The following is an 18751-nucleotide window of genomic DNA, read 5'->3' as shown; positions in this document are numbered from 1 at the left end:
AAAAATAATTTGCATATTAACATCCCTTTTGAGGTTAAATTTAAAATGAATTTAAACAACTTCATTTTAATAATACAAAGTGGCGAAGTCCAAAATGCTTTATTTAATTTGAAATATGTTAAAATTTTAAGTATTTTAGTTGTTTATGGTAAACATCAACAATTCATTGGGGTAAAGTAATTATTTTAGCATTGGTAAAATTGAAAATGCGCCTCAGAAATTATTTCATATTAGTATTAATTGTCTCGCTATGCTCTTGTGTGTCTGTAAAAAAGCACAATGAGCAGCAGAAAGTATGTATTTCCCCCGAAAAACTGAAAGAGGATATTGATTTTGCGTATTCTAAACTGAAGGAAACGCACCCAAATCTGTATTGGTACATCACCAAGGAAACACTGGATTTTAAGTTTGACAGTCTTAAACAAACGATTCAGGAGCCGCTTACGCCGCTTCAGTTTTATTTTAAATTGCAGCCTGTAATTGCCGAAATAAGGGAAGGTCATCTTTCGCTGAGAATTCCGTCTAAAAGAATTAACAAAAAAGAAATTAAAGCACTGGAAGGGAAAAAAGGAATGTTCAGCCGTTTTGAATATTATGTGAAAAACGACAGGCTTTACATTATCGAAAATAAAGATTCGATCCAAAATATAAAGCCGGGAACAGAAATTCTCTTGATTGATAAGGTTCCTGTTTCTGAATATATTAAACGGTATAAAAAACTGATCAGCAGTGATGGTTTCAACACGACTTTTCAGCCTTATTTCCTGAAAGATGTTTTCTTCAATTATTATGTTGCGGAAAAAGGCTACGAAGACCGCGCAACTCTGGAAACGCTTTATCATGGAGAAAAGAGGACTTATGAACTCACAAGGGAATCAAAATCTGACGAGGATCTCAAGAAAGACCAGGAAAACAAAAAGCGGACGCAGGAGAAAAAAGTAAATGATTATGTTGCTTTGAGCAATTCTTATAACCGGAATTTTAAATTTTTAGATCAGGACAGTACAATTGCTTACATTCAGGTGAAAAGTTTTTCGGGTGTTTTTTCTTCGAAGTTTTATAAAGAAACGTTCAGAAAGATTAAAAAAGCGGATGCAAAATATTTAATTATTGATATTCGGAACAATTACGGAGGTTCGCTTGAAGAAATTAATAATCTGTATTCTTATCTTAGTTCTGAGCCGTACACGCTGATAAAACCGTCACAGGTAATCTCGAAATCGTCGCCTCTGAAAACCAATTATTTCAGAAAATCCGGTTTTTTGCAGTATGCTTTCAAAACATTGATGTATCCTGCATTTTTCTTCGGACAGACTTTCAGCACGTATAAAAAAGACGGCAAATTTTATTACAAAACGAGAGCCGACAAAGTATCTAAACCTAAAAATGATGTTTTTAAAGGTAAAGTTTTTGTGCTGATTAATGGCTCGAGTTTTTCAGCTTCTTCTATTTTAACCTCAAAGCTTAAAAATGATAAGAAAGCAGTTCTTGTAGGTGAGGAAACCGGAGGAGCTAATGACGGTACGGTTGCGGGATTTTATTCTTTTCAAACGCTGCCTAATTCCAAGATCGATCTGCCCATCGGTGTTCTTCTGGTACAGCCCAATATTACGTTTACTGATACTCAAAAGGGTGTTGTTCCGGATGTAAAAGTTTCTGAAACCATGGAGGATATTCTTGAGAAAAAAGATCCGCAACTGGATTGGATAATCAACGAAATTGAAAAAGAAAAACGTCCATAACTGATGTCAAAAAGTATTTTAAAAATCTTAAAAATCATAGCTACTGCTCTGTTTTTATGGTTTATCATTCACTCCATTTATATTATCACTGATGGTTTTTCTGATCAGGGAAAACGTGCCGATCTTGCCGTTATTCTGGGAAATAAAGTGAATGAAGACGGGACTTTATCGACAAGGCTTGAAAAACGTCTGGAAACCGGAATTGCGTTGTATCAGCAACACAGAATCCAAAAGATTCTCGTGAGTGGCGGATTGGGAAAGGAAGGATTTTACGAAGGGGATAAAATGAAAGAGTTTCTCCTTAGCAAAGGAATTCCTGATTCTGTAATTATCGTTGACAATAAAGGAGATAACACAAGATTGACCGTTGAAAATACGCTTAAACTTGAACCCAAATTACATTTTAAGAGCATTATCGTTGTTTCCCAATATTTCCATGTTACCCGAACCAAAAAACTGTTTGAAGATCAAGGCTTTGAAGAAGTAAGTTCGGCAAGTCCGGCTTATTTTGAATGGCGGGATCTGTATTCGATTTTGCGTGAATTTCCGGCTTATTATACGCAGTAAAGGTTTTCGGCGGCTTCGCCGCCGAAAACCAATCAAAATTTATTTTTTCAGTTCAGAGAAAAGCGTTTCAATCTGCTTGATATATTTTCCGTAGAACACATTAAACCAAAGTTTCCCCAATAAAAGCAGCAAAGGCATCGTGATAATCATGGTAGAAATTAACGTGATGGCAATCTGTGTATCCGATAAAGGAACCGGTCTTGGTATAAACTCCAGAACGATAATAAGTTCGCAGACTAAAAACGGGACAAAAGCAAGATAAAAAGACAAATAGTATTGCTTATTCAGGTTAAACTGATGCAAAAGATCCTGCAAACTGTCATACGTTTTCATCATCGTCTGGCTCATGTTTTTATACAGCTTAAAAAACTGACTGTAGAAGAAAAAGGTTACAAAAACCATGGATCCTATAAGAATCGTGATGTAAAATTTAAACTTAAAAGATCCTGCACAGACGGCAATTAAGGCAAAAGCAAAAACAAAAATTGCCACGGTAGACCAAAATTCCATCCGCATATTTTTACGAATTTTTTCCAGCGGAAGATGAATTCTGTTTTTCTGTTCGATGCTTATTTCAGGGGTTTCTCCAAAAGAATGATCTTCATTCCATGTATTTTTAAGGTCGTCTATATTCATGATGTCTGATTTAAATGTTATTATTTATTTTCGTTTAAGATATCTTTTCAGCTTGTTTTTGGCGCGGTTCATTTTTACCCTTACATTTCCTTCGGAAATCCCCATCTGTTCAGCAATCTGCTTTCCGGAAAAATCTTCGAGATAATAGAAAATAAAAGCTTTATCAATAGGATTCAACTGATGAATGGCTTTATACATGGCATTCAGTTTTTCTTCTTTTTCATGATCAAATTCTTCCTGAATGATTTTATATTCCAAAAAATCTTCATTTCCTATAAAATTCCTTCTTTTTTCGTTTTTAAGAAAAATAATGGCTGTATTCAGGGCAATTCTGTACAGCCAGGTCGAAAATTCGCTTTCTCCTTTAAATTTGGGATACGCTTTCCATACCTGATAGGTGATCTCCTGAAAAAGATCATCGCGGTCTTCTTTTTCGTCCATGTACATTTTAGAAATCTTAAAAATGATTCCTTTATGTTTTTCTATTTCTCTTAAAAATTCGTGTTCTAATGAGGTCATAATTTTACGCTCTATAGAATTAGTTTGCCCTTCATAAAAATGTTACAGTTTTTTTATTTAAATCTGTTTAAACATTTCGTAGAATTATAGTTGCAGGGTAACATAGAACATTTAAAGATTTTTTTTAACAAAAAAACCGGCAGAAATATTCCGCCGGGCATTCATTGTGTTTTTTTTGATGCTGAAAACTTATTCTACTACTATCTTTTTAGAAACAGCAGTACCATTTACACTAATTTTAATGATGTAAATTCCTTTTTGGAACCCAGAAATATTAATTTTATTGGTTCCTTTATTTAATTTTTCATCCTGTTTTACAAGTTTTCCTGAAACATCATAAATTTCGAAGGTTGCATCATTCTTAGTATTTTCAATGGTGAACACTCCGTTTTTAACAGGATTTGGATAAACTCTGATTTCATTTGAAATTTCTGAAGTATCTTTCACGGCAAGAATGGTTTGACAATTACCTACCCCCACTGCACACCAAGCATTTTCAACCTGTTGTATTTCGGGTGCATTTGCTCCGAATAGGTCTGCAGCCGCTTGTTTTGTTCCATTATAAGCATCCAGAAAAGTACTGTTTGGCGTGAGATAAGTTGTTAAAGTTTTGTAAGCAATCTTTTCTGCTTTTGCCAGTGTTATTCCTGTAACATTAAACGCTGTTCCCAAGTCATTGGTTCCAGATCCGCCTTGAGAAAGAAGATAAAACCAATAGTTGCCTACTCCGCTGTTGGTATGTACTCCGCAGTAATCATTTGTCTGTCCGGAAGGTGTACATCCTACCACACTCACCCAATAAGTTCCGTTGTAGGTATCGGGTTGCTGACCTAAAGCAGGATTAGCGGAATTAGGATTAGACAAGCTTCTTATATATCCCGGAGAAACATTAAGAACACCTTCGCCAACCGTCCAGTTAGCAGAAGCTGGAGCTCCGTAAAATTCAATCGCTGTTCCAAAAATATCTGCAAAAGATTCATTCAACGCTCCTGATTCTGACTGATAATTTAGACCTCCCGTTCCATTTCTATCGATAATCATGTGAGAATATTCATGACCGCCCACATCAATGGAAGCCAGAGTATTGGTTGCTCCGGGAGAACCAGGAAGGTTTCCGTTACCAAAAGCCATAAATTGCATTCCGTTTGCCAATTTTACAGCGGTTGCATTAAAGCCATATCCTGCAGGATACGAAGAACTAAGCTTCGAAAAATCCATATTATAATAATTATTGATGGCAGAACCGTTTCCGTCAAAACTATTTCTGTTAAATTTATTAAGATAATAGTCATAAGAAGATTTTATCGCCCAGTGAACTTCTACCGGAGCTTTTGTGGCTGCTGAAGTAAAATTCGCAGAACTGTTTGTATATTCCGTAGAACCTGCCAATACAAGATTTCCCCCTGCATCGAGACCAAGCTGTCCTGTAAAACCGGTAGCATCATACGTATGGATTTTTCTTGCATTATCGAGCAGTCTGTAACTTCCATTGTAAGAATCTACTGTAATAGACTGGTTGCCTTTGTAGTATGTTGTACTTACAGAAGGAGTATCTGCATGATAAATCTGCGAAAGTGTTTTTACAATTTTTTTTGTATTATTATCAATATAGATCACCTCAGAGAAAAGAGGTTTTAATGAGGAAGTAGCTACAGTAGTGGTGTTATAAAGCTTCACATCTTTACCGGCATACACTTTTGCAATTACGTTTTCTGCTGTTCCGAATGTCAGATTTTCAGAAGATGTATTTTTTTCATTAGAAATAATCTGTTTTACTTCCTGATCAGAAAGTTGTGCCGCGGTATTAAAATCTGTACTATTTATAAACTCACCATTCACAAAAGTTACCATTCCATCTTTTTCATGAACAGAAATAACATCATCCATTACTTTAGTATTTTTAAAATAATGCTGATATACAGAATGTTTAATTCCCAATTCATCCGTAGCAGTTTTTACCAGTGAAAAAGAATGATCTCCATTACTTCCCAGCCACTCTCCTAAATGATTAATAAGATAATCCGAAGGAATATTCTGCCCGCTGAAATCAGCACTGAAATTCCCCATTGATGAAGTAGTAATACGCTTAGGAAAATTTTTCACAGAAAGCTCTGTACGTTCTTTTTTCTGAGCCTTTACCAAAGAAAGCGGTGCAATACCGATAGCAAATGAAAAAATCAATGCTTTAACAATTGTAACTGTCTTTTTCATATTATTCTTTTTTGATTAAATCTGACAGTTAGTAGGAAAAGATAAAGTTTGTTACAAAAAAGACAGCAATTCTATTAAATTAAGAATATTTATTTTTTTAATTCCCTTTGTTTAAAGCTTTTTGAAGGATATGCAAGTCGATGAAATCAAGCTTTGCGCCAATTAGAATAACTACCAATAAGACAATCGTTAAAAATACAATAATGAAAACATAAGCGGAAGCAAACCACAATACCGTGTTCAGGATATTTCCTTTAATTCCGAATTTTTTGATGAAATATTTCCGGAAACGTTCAAACCACGTTTTATCTCTGTTCTTTCTTTGTTTCATTTCTACTTCAACGCCATTAAGTTCATCCACAAGACATATAACATCTTCAATGTATTTTCCGTACATATAGTAGATCCAGTACTTTATTAAAATAAACAAAACAAAAATGGCGATCAAAAAACTGACGACAAAAACAGCAAAATGGTAATCCATATTAAACTGAAAATCAATCTGCTCAAGAGAAGAAACAAACGCTAAAGGAATATAAGAGATGTAGTATGAAATATAAATTTCCTTAGAAACCAAAAGTTGTGTTTTGAGGTTGAAAAGATCATAATTGGTATTAATACTTGTCTTTTTCAGCATTTTATACAGCTTAATGAATCTTGAATAAAAATAGATGATAATCCCTAACGTAAGAACAGCGACTAATATCGAAATTGTCTTTACATTAAAATCTTCCGTTGCAAAAGGAAATCCTATTAAAAGCATGGGAAGCGTGAGAATCATCAGCCAGAATTCAGTTTTCATGTTGATTCTGATCATTTCCAGTGGCGAATGTATTTCGTTCTGCTTTTCCAAAGAAATTTCCGGAAGCTCCTGATGATCTTTTTCCCAGAGTTCTTTAAAATTTTCTAATTTCATACCTTATAGTTTAGAGAGCCGTTTGTTTTTCGATAATTTCTTTCAGTTTTGTTTTCGCCCGGTTCAGCTTCACTCTTGCGTTTACTTCCGTTATTCCCAGTTGTCTGGCTATCTCCTTACCCGGAAAATCTTCCAGATAGAAAAAAATCAACGCTTTGTCAATAGGACTGAGCTGATGGATCGCTTCATACATCATTTTCATATTCCTATCCTCTGCATCATTATAAGATTCCTGCTGAACACGGAGATTTTCTATGCTCTGATTCTGTATAAAACTACGTTTTTTTTCGCTTCGGAGAAAGACAATGGCGGTATTAAGGGCGGTTCTGTACAGCCATGTGGAAAATTCACTTTTTTTCTGAAAATCGCTGTAGGATTTCCACGCCTGATAGATGATCTCCTGATAGAGATCATTCTGATCGTCGGGATTATCCATGTACATCTTCGAGATCTTGAAAATCACGCCTTTATGCTTTTCAATTTTCTCTAAGAATTCCTTTTCCAGTAAAGACATTTTTTAGGCTATGTTTCAGTTAGTAGGAAATGCTGCATTTTGTTACAATAATTATTTTAATTTTTTACATACCACATTATTATTTATGGCTTAATATTTGGAATTCCTGAATCACACCAAAAATATAAATATGCCTTACATTACAAAACAAGACGATCAGAACGTCCAGCTTTACTATGAAGATTTCGGATCAGGACAACCCATTATTTTAATCCACGGATGGCCGTTAAGCGGAAAATCGTGGGAAATGCAGATTCCGGTGCTTTTAAATTTAGGATATCGCGTGATCGCATACGACAGAAAAGGTTTCGGAAAATCTTCACCAACTTATGACGGATACGATTATGACGGACTGGCAAAAGATCTTCATGAAATCATCTCACAGTTAGACCTTAAAAATGTTATCCTCTTCGGATTCTCTATGGGAGGTGGAGAAGTCGTGCGTTATTTAACGAATTACGGTTCAGAAAATGTTGATAAAGTTGCTTTAATTTCATCCATCATTCCGATTGTAAAACAGAAAGAAGACAATCCGGACGGAGTTCCTCAGGAAAAACTTGACGAGATCATGAATGCGCTGAAAACAGACCGAATCACTTTCCTTGAATCTTTCCACAAAGATTTTTATAATTTCGGAATGCTTTCAAAGCCTGTGAGCCAGAAACAACTGGATTTCGACTGGGCAATTGCTTCTTTTGCCAATCCTATTGCCACCATAAAATGTGCTGAAAGCTGGGCAAACACAGATTTCCGTCCCGAGTTAGCCAACGTCAATGTAAGAACACTGATTGTTCATGGAGACTCGGATAATATTGTTCCGATTGATACTGCGGGAAAACAGGCTGCACAGGGAATTGCCAATAATGAATTTGTTATCATTGAAGGTGCGCCTCACGGTTTAAATGTAACCCACGCAGATGATTTAAACAGTATTATCAGCAGATTTTTAACGGAAAAATAACTTTTCTTCCAAATATATGTTTTTGATTTTTACTAATCAAATAATCCGCAGTCCTTTCAGATTGCGGATTTTGTTTTATGGTCTTTATTTAACTAATTTCAAATTAAGCCGAAAAAAATAAAGCTAGGCTTAAGAATAATCAAATTGCTTAAAAGAAGAAAATCAAAGATTTTCATACATTAATGTGTTCTGATATAAAGATTAGAAATTATTATAAAAATCTTATGTGGCTTATGTGTTTAAACAAAAACTTTTACGCTTGTTAACTTGTGACTTTGTGGTTATAAAAGTTTAAACAAGTTTCAAAATCAGGTTAAAAGATCAGTGATTAAAAAATATAATCCGTACTCAGGAAATTAGAATCATGATCTCTTACAATCGTGTTCAGTAGATTTTTATTGGAATCTGTAACTTTTGCAGCAACCAGAGAACGGATTGAAAACGAACGAAGCGCATCAAAAACAGAAAGCGTTCCTTCCGCACTGTCTTTTCTTCCGGTGAACGGAAAAACATCCGGTCCGCGCTGAGCCTGACAATTGATATTCACTCGGCTTACCAGATTCACAAAAGGATCGATTAATCTGGAAACTTCCATCGCATCTTCACTGAAAATACTCACCTGCATTCCGTGATCTGCATGAACCTGATAATCGATGGGTTCCTCGATATCATCAAAAGGAACCACCGGAATTACAGGACCGAACTGCTCTTCATGATACAGCTTCATTTCATGATTTACCGGATAAACGACTGCCGGAAAAACAAAAGATTCTTCTGTAAAACCACCGTTTTCATTTAAAACTTTAGCACCTTTCGACAGCGCATCATATATACACTCTTTCAGGTAAGAAGGCTTATTCACTTCCGGAAGCGGAGTAATTTTCACATCCTTTTCCCATGGAAGTCCCGGTTTCATTGCCGAAACAGCTTCCGTTAATTTGCGGGTAAACTCTTCTGCCACCTCTTTCTGAACGAAAATTAATTTTAAAGCGGTGCATCTCTGTCCGTTAAAAGAAAGAGATCCCAAAATACATTCACTCACCGCAACATCCAGATTAGCGTGTTTTGTAACGATAGCCGCATTCTTAGCATCTAAACTTAAAATCGCTCTTAAACGATTAACTTTCGGATGCAGTTTTTTCAGTCCGTTCGCAACTTTACTTGATCCGATGAACGCAAGAACATTCACTTTTCCGCTTTCCATGATCGGCGTAATAATTTCAGAACCTTTTCCGTACAACGTATTTACCGTTCCTTTCGGGAAAGCTTCTTTAAAAGCATTTAATAAAGGGTAATGTGCTAAAACACCATGTTTTGGAAGTTTAAACAGAATCGTATTTCCCATAATCAACGCCGGAATCAGCGTCGTGAAGATTTCATTTAAAGGATAATTGAAAGGTCCCATGCTTAACACCACACCAAGCGGCGCTCTTCTGATTTGGGCAATTGTTCCTTCCGCCTGCTGAAAACGGGAAGATTCTCTGTCGAGATCTTTTAGTGCATCAATCGTCTGGTTGATGTAATCCACCGTTCTGTCGAATTCTTTCGTAGAATCTGCCAACGTTTTCCCGATCTCCCACATCAGCAATCTGATCACAAGATCTCTCTGCTGAATCATTAAGTATACAAATTTCTGCATACATTTTATTCTCCCTTCCACAGACATTGTTGGCCACTCTCCCAGTCCGTTGTCATACGCTTTTACGCAGGCATCCAAAACTTTCATGGCTTCATCGGGACCGATATTCGGGATGCTTCCCAACAGTTTTCTCTCCAGACCATTTTCTGTACGAATACAGACCGGAGAATAAATATTCTGCACATCGCCATTCCATTCTACTAGTTCTCCGTTAAGAAGGTATTCCCGCTGATGAATTTCGGGAACTTTATATTCTTCTGGGATTTCGTTTTCGGATTTGAATATTTCATGAAATAACGGGCTGTTTGCTGAACTCATAAATCTTTTATTTTTTTAATAATGATAAGGTTAAAATTTGTCTATACTAAAGGTAGACCTAAAAATCGATTTTAAAAAGACCTTCGTAATAGATTTGCTCTATTTAAAACAAAAATTAACATTCCGCTTCTAGATTACGGACATCTATCATTTTCTTCTTCTGTGATCTTCAAGTATTGAAAATAAAAACTCATGTGACTAATGTGTTATATTTAAAATAATAAAATTGCTCTGTCATTCAGAATGAAATTTCGCAAAGCATTATGCAATGAAGAATCTTTTAAGATGTAGTTTTTGAGGTTTTTTGGCTTCGCTTCGTTGCGCTCAAAATGACAGTGTTGCAGATTAAATGAAAGAGTTTTTAAACACATTAGTCACATAAGATTTTAAATAATTTCTACGCTTTATATCAGAGCACATTAGTTTGTGAAAATCTTCGATTTTCTTCTTATGTGATCTACTAAATATTTCATTAAACTAAACTTATGTGACTAATGTGTTATATTTTAAAAAAGTAAAACTGTCATTCTGAAAGGAATTTTGCGAAGCATTATGCAATGAAGAATCTATTAAGATACAGTTATTTTTAGATTTTTCGACTCCACTTCGTTGCACTCAAAATGACAGCCTTGCAGGTTGAAGAGTTTTTAACACCTAAGTCACATAAGATTTTAAATAGATTAAGCATTATATTAGAACACATTAGTTTATGAAAATCTTCGATTTTCTTCTTATGTGAACTTCTAATTATTTTATTAAACTAGACTTATGTGACTTAAGTGTTATATTTAAAAATCCTGTCATTCAGAATGAAATTTTGCGAAGTATAATGCAATGAATAATCTATTAAAATGCAGTTTTTTGAGGTTTTTCGGCTTCACTTCGTTGCGCTAAAAATGACAGTGTTGCAGATTGAAATCTAAAAGTTTTTAAACACATTAGTCACATAAGATTTTATAATAATTTCTACGCTTTATATCAGAGCACATTAGTTTGTGAAAATCTTCGATTTTCTTCTCATGTGAACTTCTAATTATTTTATTAAACTAGACTTATGTGACTTAAGTGTTATATTTAAAAATCCTGTCATTCTGAATGGAATTTTGCGCAGCATTATGCTATGTAGAATCTCTTAAAATGGAGTTATTTGAGATTTTTCGACTCCACTTCGTTGCACTCAAAATGACAGTGTTGCAGATTGAAATATAAAAGTTTTCAAACACTTAAGTCACATAAGATTTTAAATAATTTCTACGCTTTATATCAGAGCACATTAGTTTGTGAAAATCTTCGATTTTCTTCTTATGTGAACTTCTAATTATTTTATTAAACTAGACTTATGTGACTTAAATGTTATATTTAAAAATCCTGTCATTCAGAATGAAATTTTGCGAAGCATTATGCAATGAAGAATCTATTAAGATGCAGTTATTTTTAGATTTTTCGACTCCACTTCGTTGCGCTCAAAATGACAGTGTTGCAGATTGAAATCTAAAAGTTTTTAAACACATTAGTCACATAAGATTTTAAATAAATTAAGCATTATATTAGAACACATTAGTTTATGAAAATCTTCGATTTTCTTCTTATGTGAACTTCTAATTATTTATTAAACTAAACTTATGTGACTAATGTGTTATATTTTAAAAAAGTAAAACTGTCATTCTGAAAGGAATTTTGCGAAGCATTATGCAATGAAGAATCTATTAAAATGCAGTTACTTTAGATTTTTCGACTCCACTTTGTTGCGCTCAAAATGACAGCCATATCAATTAAAAATTTTTGATTAGTATAGTCCTTTTTGCTATTACATTAAAAAATTATTTACATTGAAAAAATCATTTCGTCTTTACCAGAATAACTCCGTTTTTTCCTTTCTCACCATAAATTGCAGTTGCTGAAGCTCCCTTCAAAATATTCATTGTTTTTATGGACTTCTGGTCTAATTTCCGGAACTTCTTTTCACTGATGATCTTTCCGTCCAGAACATACAAAGGTCTGTAATCATCAATTTTAACGGAATGAATGCCTCCGAGAATCAGCCTGTCCGAATGAATTGTATCACTTATCTTTACACCAGAAGTCATTCCTCTTAATTGAGCTGCAGATTTTTCAGCCGGATGTTCTTCAGAAGTTACTGTTGTAATACCTGTAACCATTTGTTTAGATTCTTTCTTAGTAGTAAATCCTGTGAGAATAACCTCATCTATCATTTCCGCTTTTACAGAATCATTAACCATTTTCTTCTGCGCATTCAGTGCGACAAAACCCGCTGTTGTAAAAACAAAGCCTACCGCAAATTTGGTAAGCAGCGAATTGAGGTAAGAATACTGCAGATCTCTGTCGAGTTGAGATTCGTTGAAATTTCCACAGATATTTTCTGATGTGGTGGAAAAAACATTGATGATTTCTTCATCCGAAGCGTTGGTGAAGTCTCTTACGGTTTTTGAACAGACTGCACAAAATCGTCCTTTGTCTTCGGGTGTCATCATTTCCCAGTTTTCGTGACATGGTTTTGGTATCGTGATTTTCATACTGATCTTTTCTTATAAAGATGCATGGTTTGATGAAAAGGTTGGAAAAGGGAATGATTTTTTTAAATCGGATCAAAATTTTCATTAAATGCAAACCGAAGATTCAACGAAGTTAAGAGTAACAAAAAGATGGGGATAATAATTTAAGTTTGGATGTAACATATCAATCTACTCAAAAAATTTTACGATATTTCGGAACTTAAAAACAGGACAATTATTTATTGATTTTTAATTACCATGAAGGAAGAAAATATAGAACGGCTCAATTCTCTGTTTTCCAATTTAAAAACGGAAGAACAAAAACTGCAGGAAAGTCTTGCCAAGAAGAAAAGCGAGGAAGATATGTTTATTGAAGGGTTCAGAACACTGAGTAAAAACCTCATCGAACCCAAAATGCAGGAATTCAGAAGGATGCTGAGAGAAAACGGATTTGGCTGTAAAGTAACTTTTAATGAAGAAAATAAAAACGGTTTGGGCGTCAATTCGCAAACCCATATGAAACTTCAGATTTCCAGAAATGTGGAATCTAATTTTTACGCGAATGATAAATTTCCGCACATCATGTTCGTTGCCGATAAAAATCTGAAACGCATCGGAATTCATCAGGACACCATCTTCCAGAACGGAACCGGAACCGCCGCTTTCAAAGAGCAGAAATATACTCTGGAAACAATTACCGAAGAAAATATTGAAAAAGAAATTTTAGAATCGATTGAAAACATATTAATGAACAGATAGAATAAATTACCTGTCAATTATTTTATCATAAACCTTCTACAGGCTCAGTGTTACACCGTTGAAAATAACAGTCTGTACCGGAGAAGTCACGCTGAGATTGTAGAAGGATCTTTTTACTTTAAAATTTAAGTCAAAAACTCTAAAAATTCTTGGTATACCAGAAAACAAGTGCCGTAAACATAAAGGTGAGAATAAACCAGACAAAAGCCGTCACTACAATTCCTGCTGCACCATACAGAATAATACTGAAGGTTTTGTTCGCGGTTCCTGAATTTTTCAACAGGGTATAAGTTTCGCCTTTAAAGAAACGAACCGCTAAAAATATCAGAATTCCAATACAGCTAACCGTAGAAAACAGCACCCCCATTAAAGGCTCAAAAATAGGTCCGCAAGATAAAACAGTCATCATTTTCATTAATTATTTACATTCAGGTGAAAATATCTCGGATCGGGGTACTGAAATTCAAAATTCAGTTCTTCCATTAATTTTGCAGGGGAAATTATTCTTCCCGTAGTTCTTCTTTCTCCTTCGTAAGGCAGATCTTTCTGCGCATTGATGACTTCTTCTTTGTTGGGATGAATCGGCGCAACAATATTATAAACTTTAGCCTGAGATTTCTGGTCTAACATTTTTTCAACAACCGAACAGATGTCTGCATAATGAATATGATTCACCAACTGATCCAGATGAGATATATTGTAGTTTTTCAGCAGTCTTTCACCACCCATTAAACCGCCCAGTCTCAAAATATTGGTTTGAGGAAATTTCTCCAGAATAAAGCTTTCGCTTTCCACTTCCGGAAGATCATCCTCTGTAAATTCTTTTTCGATATCCGGATAAACGCCTGTGGAACTTGTATAAAAAATCTGACGGTTAAAATCTCCTATAAAACGAAGCAGGTTTTCCCTTTTTCCCGTCATCGGAATTCTGGAGCCTCTGAGTCCCGAAAAAGGAACGGCAACAATAATGGCGTCCAGTTCAGAAGCTATTTTCCACGGTTTCATGTCAGCATCAATTTCATCGGAAAATTTTACCAGATCCACATGATATCCTTTAGATTTCAGAACATCCAGTTTTGATTCTGTTGTAGTGGTCGCAAAAATTTCATAGTTTTTAGACAGATGCTCCGCCAAATTATTTCCCAACCAGCCACAACCGATGATCCCGAGTTTCTTCATATTTTTTATTTACCGAAAATTACAATTTTATTATGGTTTTTCAGCGCTGAAAATTGTAAAAAACAAGCTAAATATGATCACTTTTTTTAAACCACAAAAGGCACAAAAGATAATGATAAAACGAATTTCCAGAATAATCAAAGCCCTCAAAAGCATAAAAATCAAAGATTTTTTTAAAACTGTTGCGCTCTTTTATTCTTACACTTGTTAACTTTAATAAGGTATCAAAATCTTTTGTGGCTTTTGTGGTTAAAAAAAGCCTTCTTAAGCTGCAACACTGTCATTTTGAGCGGAACGAAGTGGAGTCGAAAAATCTCAAATTACTTCATAATAAGAGATTCTTCATTGCATATTGCTTCGCAAAATTCCTTTCTGAATGACAGTTTTACTGTTTTAAAATATAACACATTAGTCACATAAGTTTAGTTTAAATAAATATTTACAAAACCACATAAGAAGAAAATCAAAGATTTTCATAAACTAAAGTGTTCTGATATAATGCTTAAATTATTTAAAATCTTATGTGAATTAAGTGTTTAAAAACTCTTACTTTTAATGTGTGACACTGTCATTTTGAGCGCAACAAAGTGGAGCCGAAAAATTTCAAATAACTGCATTTTAAGAGATTCTTCATTACATAATGCTTCGCAAAATTTCATTCTGAATGACAGAGTGATTTTACTGTTTTAAAATATAACACATTAGTCACATAAGTTTAGTTTAAATAAATATTTACAAGATCACATAATAAGAAAATCAAAGATTTTCATAAACTAATGTGTTCTGATCTAAAGCTTAAATTATTTAAAATCTTATTTGACTTAAGTGTTTAAAAATTCTTCAACCTGCAAAGCTGTCATTTTGAGCGCAACGAAGTGGAGTCGAAAAATCTCATATTAAAAGATTCTTCATTGCATAATGCTTCGCAAAATTCCTTTCAGAATGACAGTTTTACTTTTTTAAAATATAACACATTAGTCACATAAGTTTAGTTTAATAAATAATTAGAAGTTCACATAAGAAGAAAATCGAAGATTTTCATAAACTAATGTGCTCTGATATAAAGCGTAGAAATTATTTAAAATCTTATGTGACTAATGTGTTTAAAAACTTTTATATTTCAATCTGCAACACTGTCATTTTGAGCGAAACAAAGTGGAGTCGAAAAATCTCATATTAAAAGATTCTTCATTGCATAATGCTTCGCAAAATTTCATTCTGAATGACAGAGTGATTTTACTGTTTTAAAATATAACACTTAAGTCACATAAGTTTAGTTTAATAAAATAATTAGAAGTTCACATAAGAAGAAAATCAAAGATTTTCATAAACTAATGTGTTCTGATCTAAAGCGTAGAAATTATTATAAAATCTTATGTGACTTAAGTGTTTAAAAACTCTTCAACCTGCAAAGCTGTCAATTTGAGCGAAACGAAGTGGAGTCGAAAAATCTCAAATTACTTCATACTAAGAGATTCTTCATTCCATAATGCTACGCAAAATTTCATTCTGAATGACAGATTTCCTTTATGGCTTTCGTGGTTAAATTTAAAACGATTGTTATCTAAAAAATCATTTCAAAAAAAATTGCCATCAAATTAATCTTCAGATTCTCTGAGATTGTGATGAAAAAACATGGTTAAAAGCAATGGATTGTTGAAATCATCTGCTGTTTCGATCTTCGGCTTTTGTTTAAAAAAAGAATTTCTGAAGCTGAATGTCATCATTAAAGCATCATCCTGAAAACGGTATAAAGAAACAGTTATGTTGATAAAACCCTTTGATCTGTAGAAATATATTTCGGTATATTGATCCTGATAATGAAATATTCTTTGGTTTACGCGATCAATCATTACGACAACATTTCCCTTTTCATCAAAGTATTGAGTTTTATCCCAAAAAAAACTGAATATTTAATCCTGTATATCTGATCTTTGATTTTCAGTCTTTCATTAGTTGAGAAAACAAAATTAGCCAGCCTTTCCGCAACGATATTCCCTGCTTCATCTAAAAGCTGACAAGAAGATAAAATTTGCTTTATCGTGAATAATTTCATCCTTCAAAAATATCATTTTACTGAGGAAAAACAATTTTTACTTTACAAATAAATCTTTGCAGGTATACCGAAGCTTTTTGTTATTGATGCTTACTCTTCCGTTATATTCGTAGAGAGAAACCGAGTCGAAATGCACTGCAATTTTATGAATATCAATTTCAAGATCTACATCATGATTGTTCGAAAATCTTAAGATCTGTTTTTTCTGATTTCCTAATGAATCTGTAATCTTTTTATTCTCGCTTAATTTTACGGTATCTTCATAGATTCTGTAATCTTTTTTCCATCCCTGAAATTCATCAAGCCTGATGTAGAACAATGAATCATTGATCCTTTTTACAGAAAACAGATCATACATACAGTGCATCGTAAGATCGCTCAGGTTTTCTTTGTTGTTAAAACTGCTGTTTAAATAATCCCATTCGTCCTTTTTCACCTCATGATCTTTTTTACAGGAAACCAGAGCCAGAAATAGAAAAATATAAAATATTTTATTCATAAAAACAAGTTGAGATTAAAAAATTTTCTTTCTGAATACAAAAACGATCACTCCCGAAAAAAGCAGATACGCGATTGCTATACAAAAACTAATCAGTTCGGTTCTTCGTATGGCTTTGGTCTGAAACTTAATTTCCTTAATCGCTTTCTTTTGTACATGATCGATTACCGGCGGTGTATACAAAGCCAGTCTTTCTTCCAGAACAGGCTTATTAAAACCGTACTCTTTTGCCATTTTATAAGTTTCTGTAGCTTCTTCTTTTTCCCGCATCAGGTAAGAAATATTCCCGAGATCAAATAAAAGCTGTGCTACGATTTTATCTTCAGGTTTTACAAAAGAAACCCTCTCATTAAGCTGATAATACAATTGCTTTCTCAAAACAAAAAGTTTCTCGTCATCTCTTTCCGATTCAGGAAATTTTTCATTTCCGAAATCCATACCGATTAAAAATCTGGAATTGATCAACTTTCCGCCTTTCATTTTGGCTTTCAGAATATTGATGTGAATCCATTCGGAGCCGTAGTGAGAATTAGGGTTTATTTTTACTGCTTTTTCGATCCAGCGCAGCGCTTCGGCATTATTCCCGATCAGTTCATAAGCGGTCCCGATATTGGAAGCGGTAGAATATCGGTTGGGTTCCGCTTTTTCAATCTTTTTGTAAAGTTCAATGGCTTCCTTATATTTTCCCTGAATAATAAGGATCAGTCCTTTATCTGAAAGGTAATTCAGTTTTCCTGTTTCCCTGTAGCCTTTTTCCAGCGATAACAGTATTTTATTCAGTTCTTCGGTATTGGTAAAAGAATGACCATAAGGAACATATCCTTCATAGTCTTCATAGAGAATGGTTCCGTCTTCGAGATGCAGTGTTTCTCCGTTCAGGCATCCGAATGCGGGAACAGAAAATAAAACCCCGAACAATACACTAAAAAAATATTTCCTCATATCCGATTTCTATGGTTACAGGTTTTAAAAAGTTTTTATCCGCAAAAGATACAAAACCTGTTGCATAAATTTAATTTTAATAATCAAATAAGTCCAATTATTCCACCCAAATATTTAAAAGACCAAAGAAGAAAATCAGAGATTTTCACAAACTAATGTGTTCTGATATAAAGCGTAGAAGTTATTTAAAATCTTATGTGACTTAAGTGTTTAAAAACTTTTAGATTTCAATCTGCAACACTGTCATTTTGAGCGCAACGAAGTGGAGCCGAAAAATCTAAAACAACTGCATCTTAAGAGATTCTTCATTGCATAATGCTTCGCAAAATTCCTTTCAGAATGACAGAAAAATTTAACCACAAAAGGCACAAAAGATAATAATAAAGCTAAGTTGTAGAATAATCAAAGCACTCAAAAGCATAAAAATCAAAGATCTTTAAAAACTGTTGTGCTCTTTCATTCTTGCGCTTATTAACTTTTAAGAAGCTTCAAAATCTTTTGTGCCTTTCTGGTTAAAAAAAACGCACTTACATTTTAATCTGCAAGGCTGTCATTTTGAGCGCAACGAAGTGGAGCCGAAAAATCTAAAAAAACTATATTTTAAAAGATTCTTCATTGCATAATGCTTCGCAAAATTCCTTTCAGAATGACTGTTTTACTGTTTTAAAATACAACACATTAGTCACATAAGTTTAGTTTAATTAAATATTTAAAAGATCACATAAGAAGAAAATCAAAGATTTTCATAGACTAATGTGTTCTAATATAATGCTTAATTTA

16 protein-coding genes are annotated in these 18751 nt (G+C 33.9%); 4 read left to right on the top strand and 12 right to left on the bottom strand.

Annotated features, from left to right (window positions below; all coding sequences use genetic code 11):
• Positions 1-260 precede the first annotated feature (260 nt).
• Both BW951_RS15635 and BW951_RS15630 read left to right on the top strand, forming a co-directional pair.
• Positions 261-1742, top strand: a complete 1482-nt coding sequence (locus BW951_RS15635; protein ID WP_228427552.1) for a S41 family peptidase — start codon at positions 261-263, stop codon at positions 1740-1742.
• A gap of 3 nt (positions 1743-1745) precedes the next feature.
• Positions 1746-2309 carry a YdcF family protein gene (locus BW951_RS15630; RefSeq protein WP_076394562.1) on the top strand — a complete coding sequence of 188 codons (564 nt, stop codon included), beginning with the start codon at positions 1746-1748 and terminating at the stop codon, positions 2307-2309.
• A gap of 39 nt (positions 2310-2348) precedes the next feature.
• Here the strand turns inward: BW951_RS15630 and BW951_RS15625 are convergent, their stop codons facing one another.
• The 5 genes from BW951_RS15625 to BW951_RS15605 form a co-directional block, all read right to left on the bottom strand.
• A complete protein-coding gene (locus tag BW951_RS15625) occupies positions 2349-2945 on the bottom strand; it encodes a hypothetical protein (protein ID WP_076394560.1) in 597 nt (198 codons plus the stop codon).
• Positions 2946-2969: 24 nt separating this feature from the next.
• On the bottom strand, positions 2970-3464 hold the full coding sequence (locus tag BW951_RS15620) for an RNA polymerase sigma factor (protein WP_076394558.1): 495 nt from the start codon (positions 3462-3464) through the stop codon (positions 2970-2972).
• 189 nt (positions 3465-3653) lie between these two features.
• Positions 3654-5675: a M4 family metallopeptidase gene (locus BW951_RS15615; protein WP_076394556.1), complete on the bottom strand. Its 2022-nt coding sequence runs from the start codon at positions 5673-5675 to the stop codon at positions 3654-3656.
• A 97-nt stretch (positions 5676-5772) separates the two neighbouring features.
• A complete protein-coding gene (locus BW951_RS15610) occupies positions 5773-6591 on the bottom strand; it encodes a hypothetical protein (protein ID WP_076394554.1) in 819 nt (272 codons plus the stop codon).
• A gap of 10 nt (positions 6592-6601) precedes the next feature.
• Positions 6602-7105 (bottom strand): RNA polymerase sigma factor, encoded by a 504-nt coding sequence (locus BW951_RS15605; RefSeq protein WP_076394552.1) that lies wholly within the window; start codon positions 7103-7105, stop codon positions 6602-6604.
• A 130-nt stretch (positions 7106-7235) separates the two neighbouring features.
• Here BW951_RS15605 and BW951_RS15600 point away from each other — a divergent pair, with 130 nt between their 5' ends.
• Entirely contained in the window at positions 7236-8066 is an 831-nt protein-coding gene (locus BW951_RS15600; RefSeq protein WP_076394550.1) for an alpha/beta fold hydrolase, read from the top strand.
• Between the two features lie 328 nt (positions 8067-8394).
• On the opposite strand, the gene BW951_RS15595 is transcribed toward BW951_RS15600, so the two are convergent.
• Complete coding sequence (locus BW951_RS15595) at positions 8395-10023, bottom strand: NADP-dependent glyceraldehyde-3-phosphate dehydrogenase (RefSeq protein WP_076394548.1); 1629 nt, start codon at positions 10021-10023, stop codon at positions 8395-8397.
• A gap of 1838 nt (positions 10024-11861) precedes the next feature.
• Positions 11862-12557: a TonB-dependent receptor plug domain-containing protein gene (locus BW951_RS15590; RefSeq protein WP_076394546.1), complete on the bottom strand. Its 696-nt coding sequence runs from the start codon at positions 12555-12557 to the stop codon at positions 11862-11864.
• 237 nt (positions 12558-12794) lie between these two features.
• Between BW951_RS15590 and BW951_RS15585 the strand changes: the two genes are divergently transcribed.
• On the top strand, positions 12795-13295 hold the full coding sequence (locus BW951_RS15585; protein ID WP_076394544.1) for a hypothetical protein: 501 nt from the start codon (positions 12795-12797) through the stop codon (positions 13293-13295).
• A gap of 139 nt (positions 13296-13434) precedes the next feature.
• On the opposite strand, the gene BW951_RS15580 is transcribed toward BW951_RS15585, so the two are convergent.
• From BW951_RS15580 to BW951_RS15555, 5 genes are all read right to left on the bottom strand, one after another.
• Positions 13435-13704 carry a hypothetical protein gene (locus BW951_RS15580; RefSeq protein ID WP_139326178.1) on the bottom strand — a complete coding sequence of 90 codons (270 nt, stop codon included), beginning with the start codon at positions 13702-13704 and terminating at the stop codon, positions 13435-13437.
• Positions 13705-13709: 5 nt separating this feature from the next.
• Positions 13710-14474 (bottom strand): Rossmann-fold NAD(P)-binding domain-containing protein, encoded by a 765-nt coding sequence (locus BW951_RS15575; protein ID WP_076394540.1) that lies wholly within the window; start codon positions 14472-14474, stop codon positions 13710-13712.
• Positions 14475-16072: 1598 nt separating this feature from the next.
• Entirely contained in the window at positions 16073-16327 is a 255-nt protein-coding gene (locus tag BW951_RS15570) for a hypothetical protein (RefSeq protein ID WP_076394538.1), read from the bottom strand.
• Positions 16328-16567: 240 nt separating this feature from the next.
• A complete protein-coding gene (locus BW951_RS15560; protein ID WP_076394534.1) occupies positions 16568-17029 on the bottom strand; it encodes a hypothetical protein in 462 nt (153 codons plus the stop codon).
• Between the two features lie 15 nt (positions 17030-17044).
• Complete coding sequence (locus BW951_RS15555) at positions 17045-17971, bottom strand: tetratricopeptide repeat protein (RefSeq protein ID WP_076394532.1); 927 nt, start codon at positions 17969-17971, stop codon at positions 17045-17047.
• Positions 17972-18751: the final 780 nt, after the last annotated feature.

The organism is Chryseobacterium gambrini (assembly GCF_900156825.1).
GTDB classification, from domain to species: domain Bacteria; phylum Bacteroidota; class Bacteroidia; order Flavobacteriales; family Weeksellaceae; genus Chryseobacterium; species Chryseobacterium gambrini.
The sequence above is the reverse complement of the archived record's forward strand: the minus strand, read 5'-3'. Positions and strand labels throughout refer to the sequence as shown.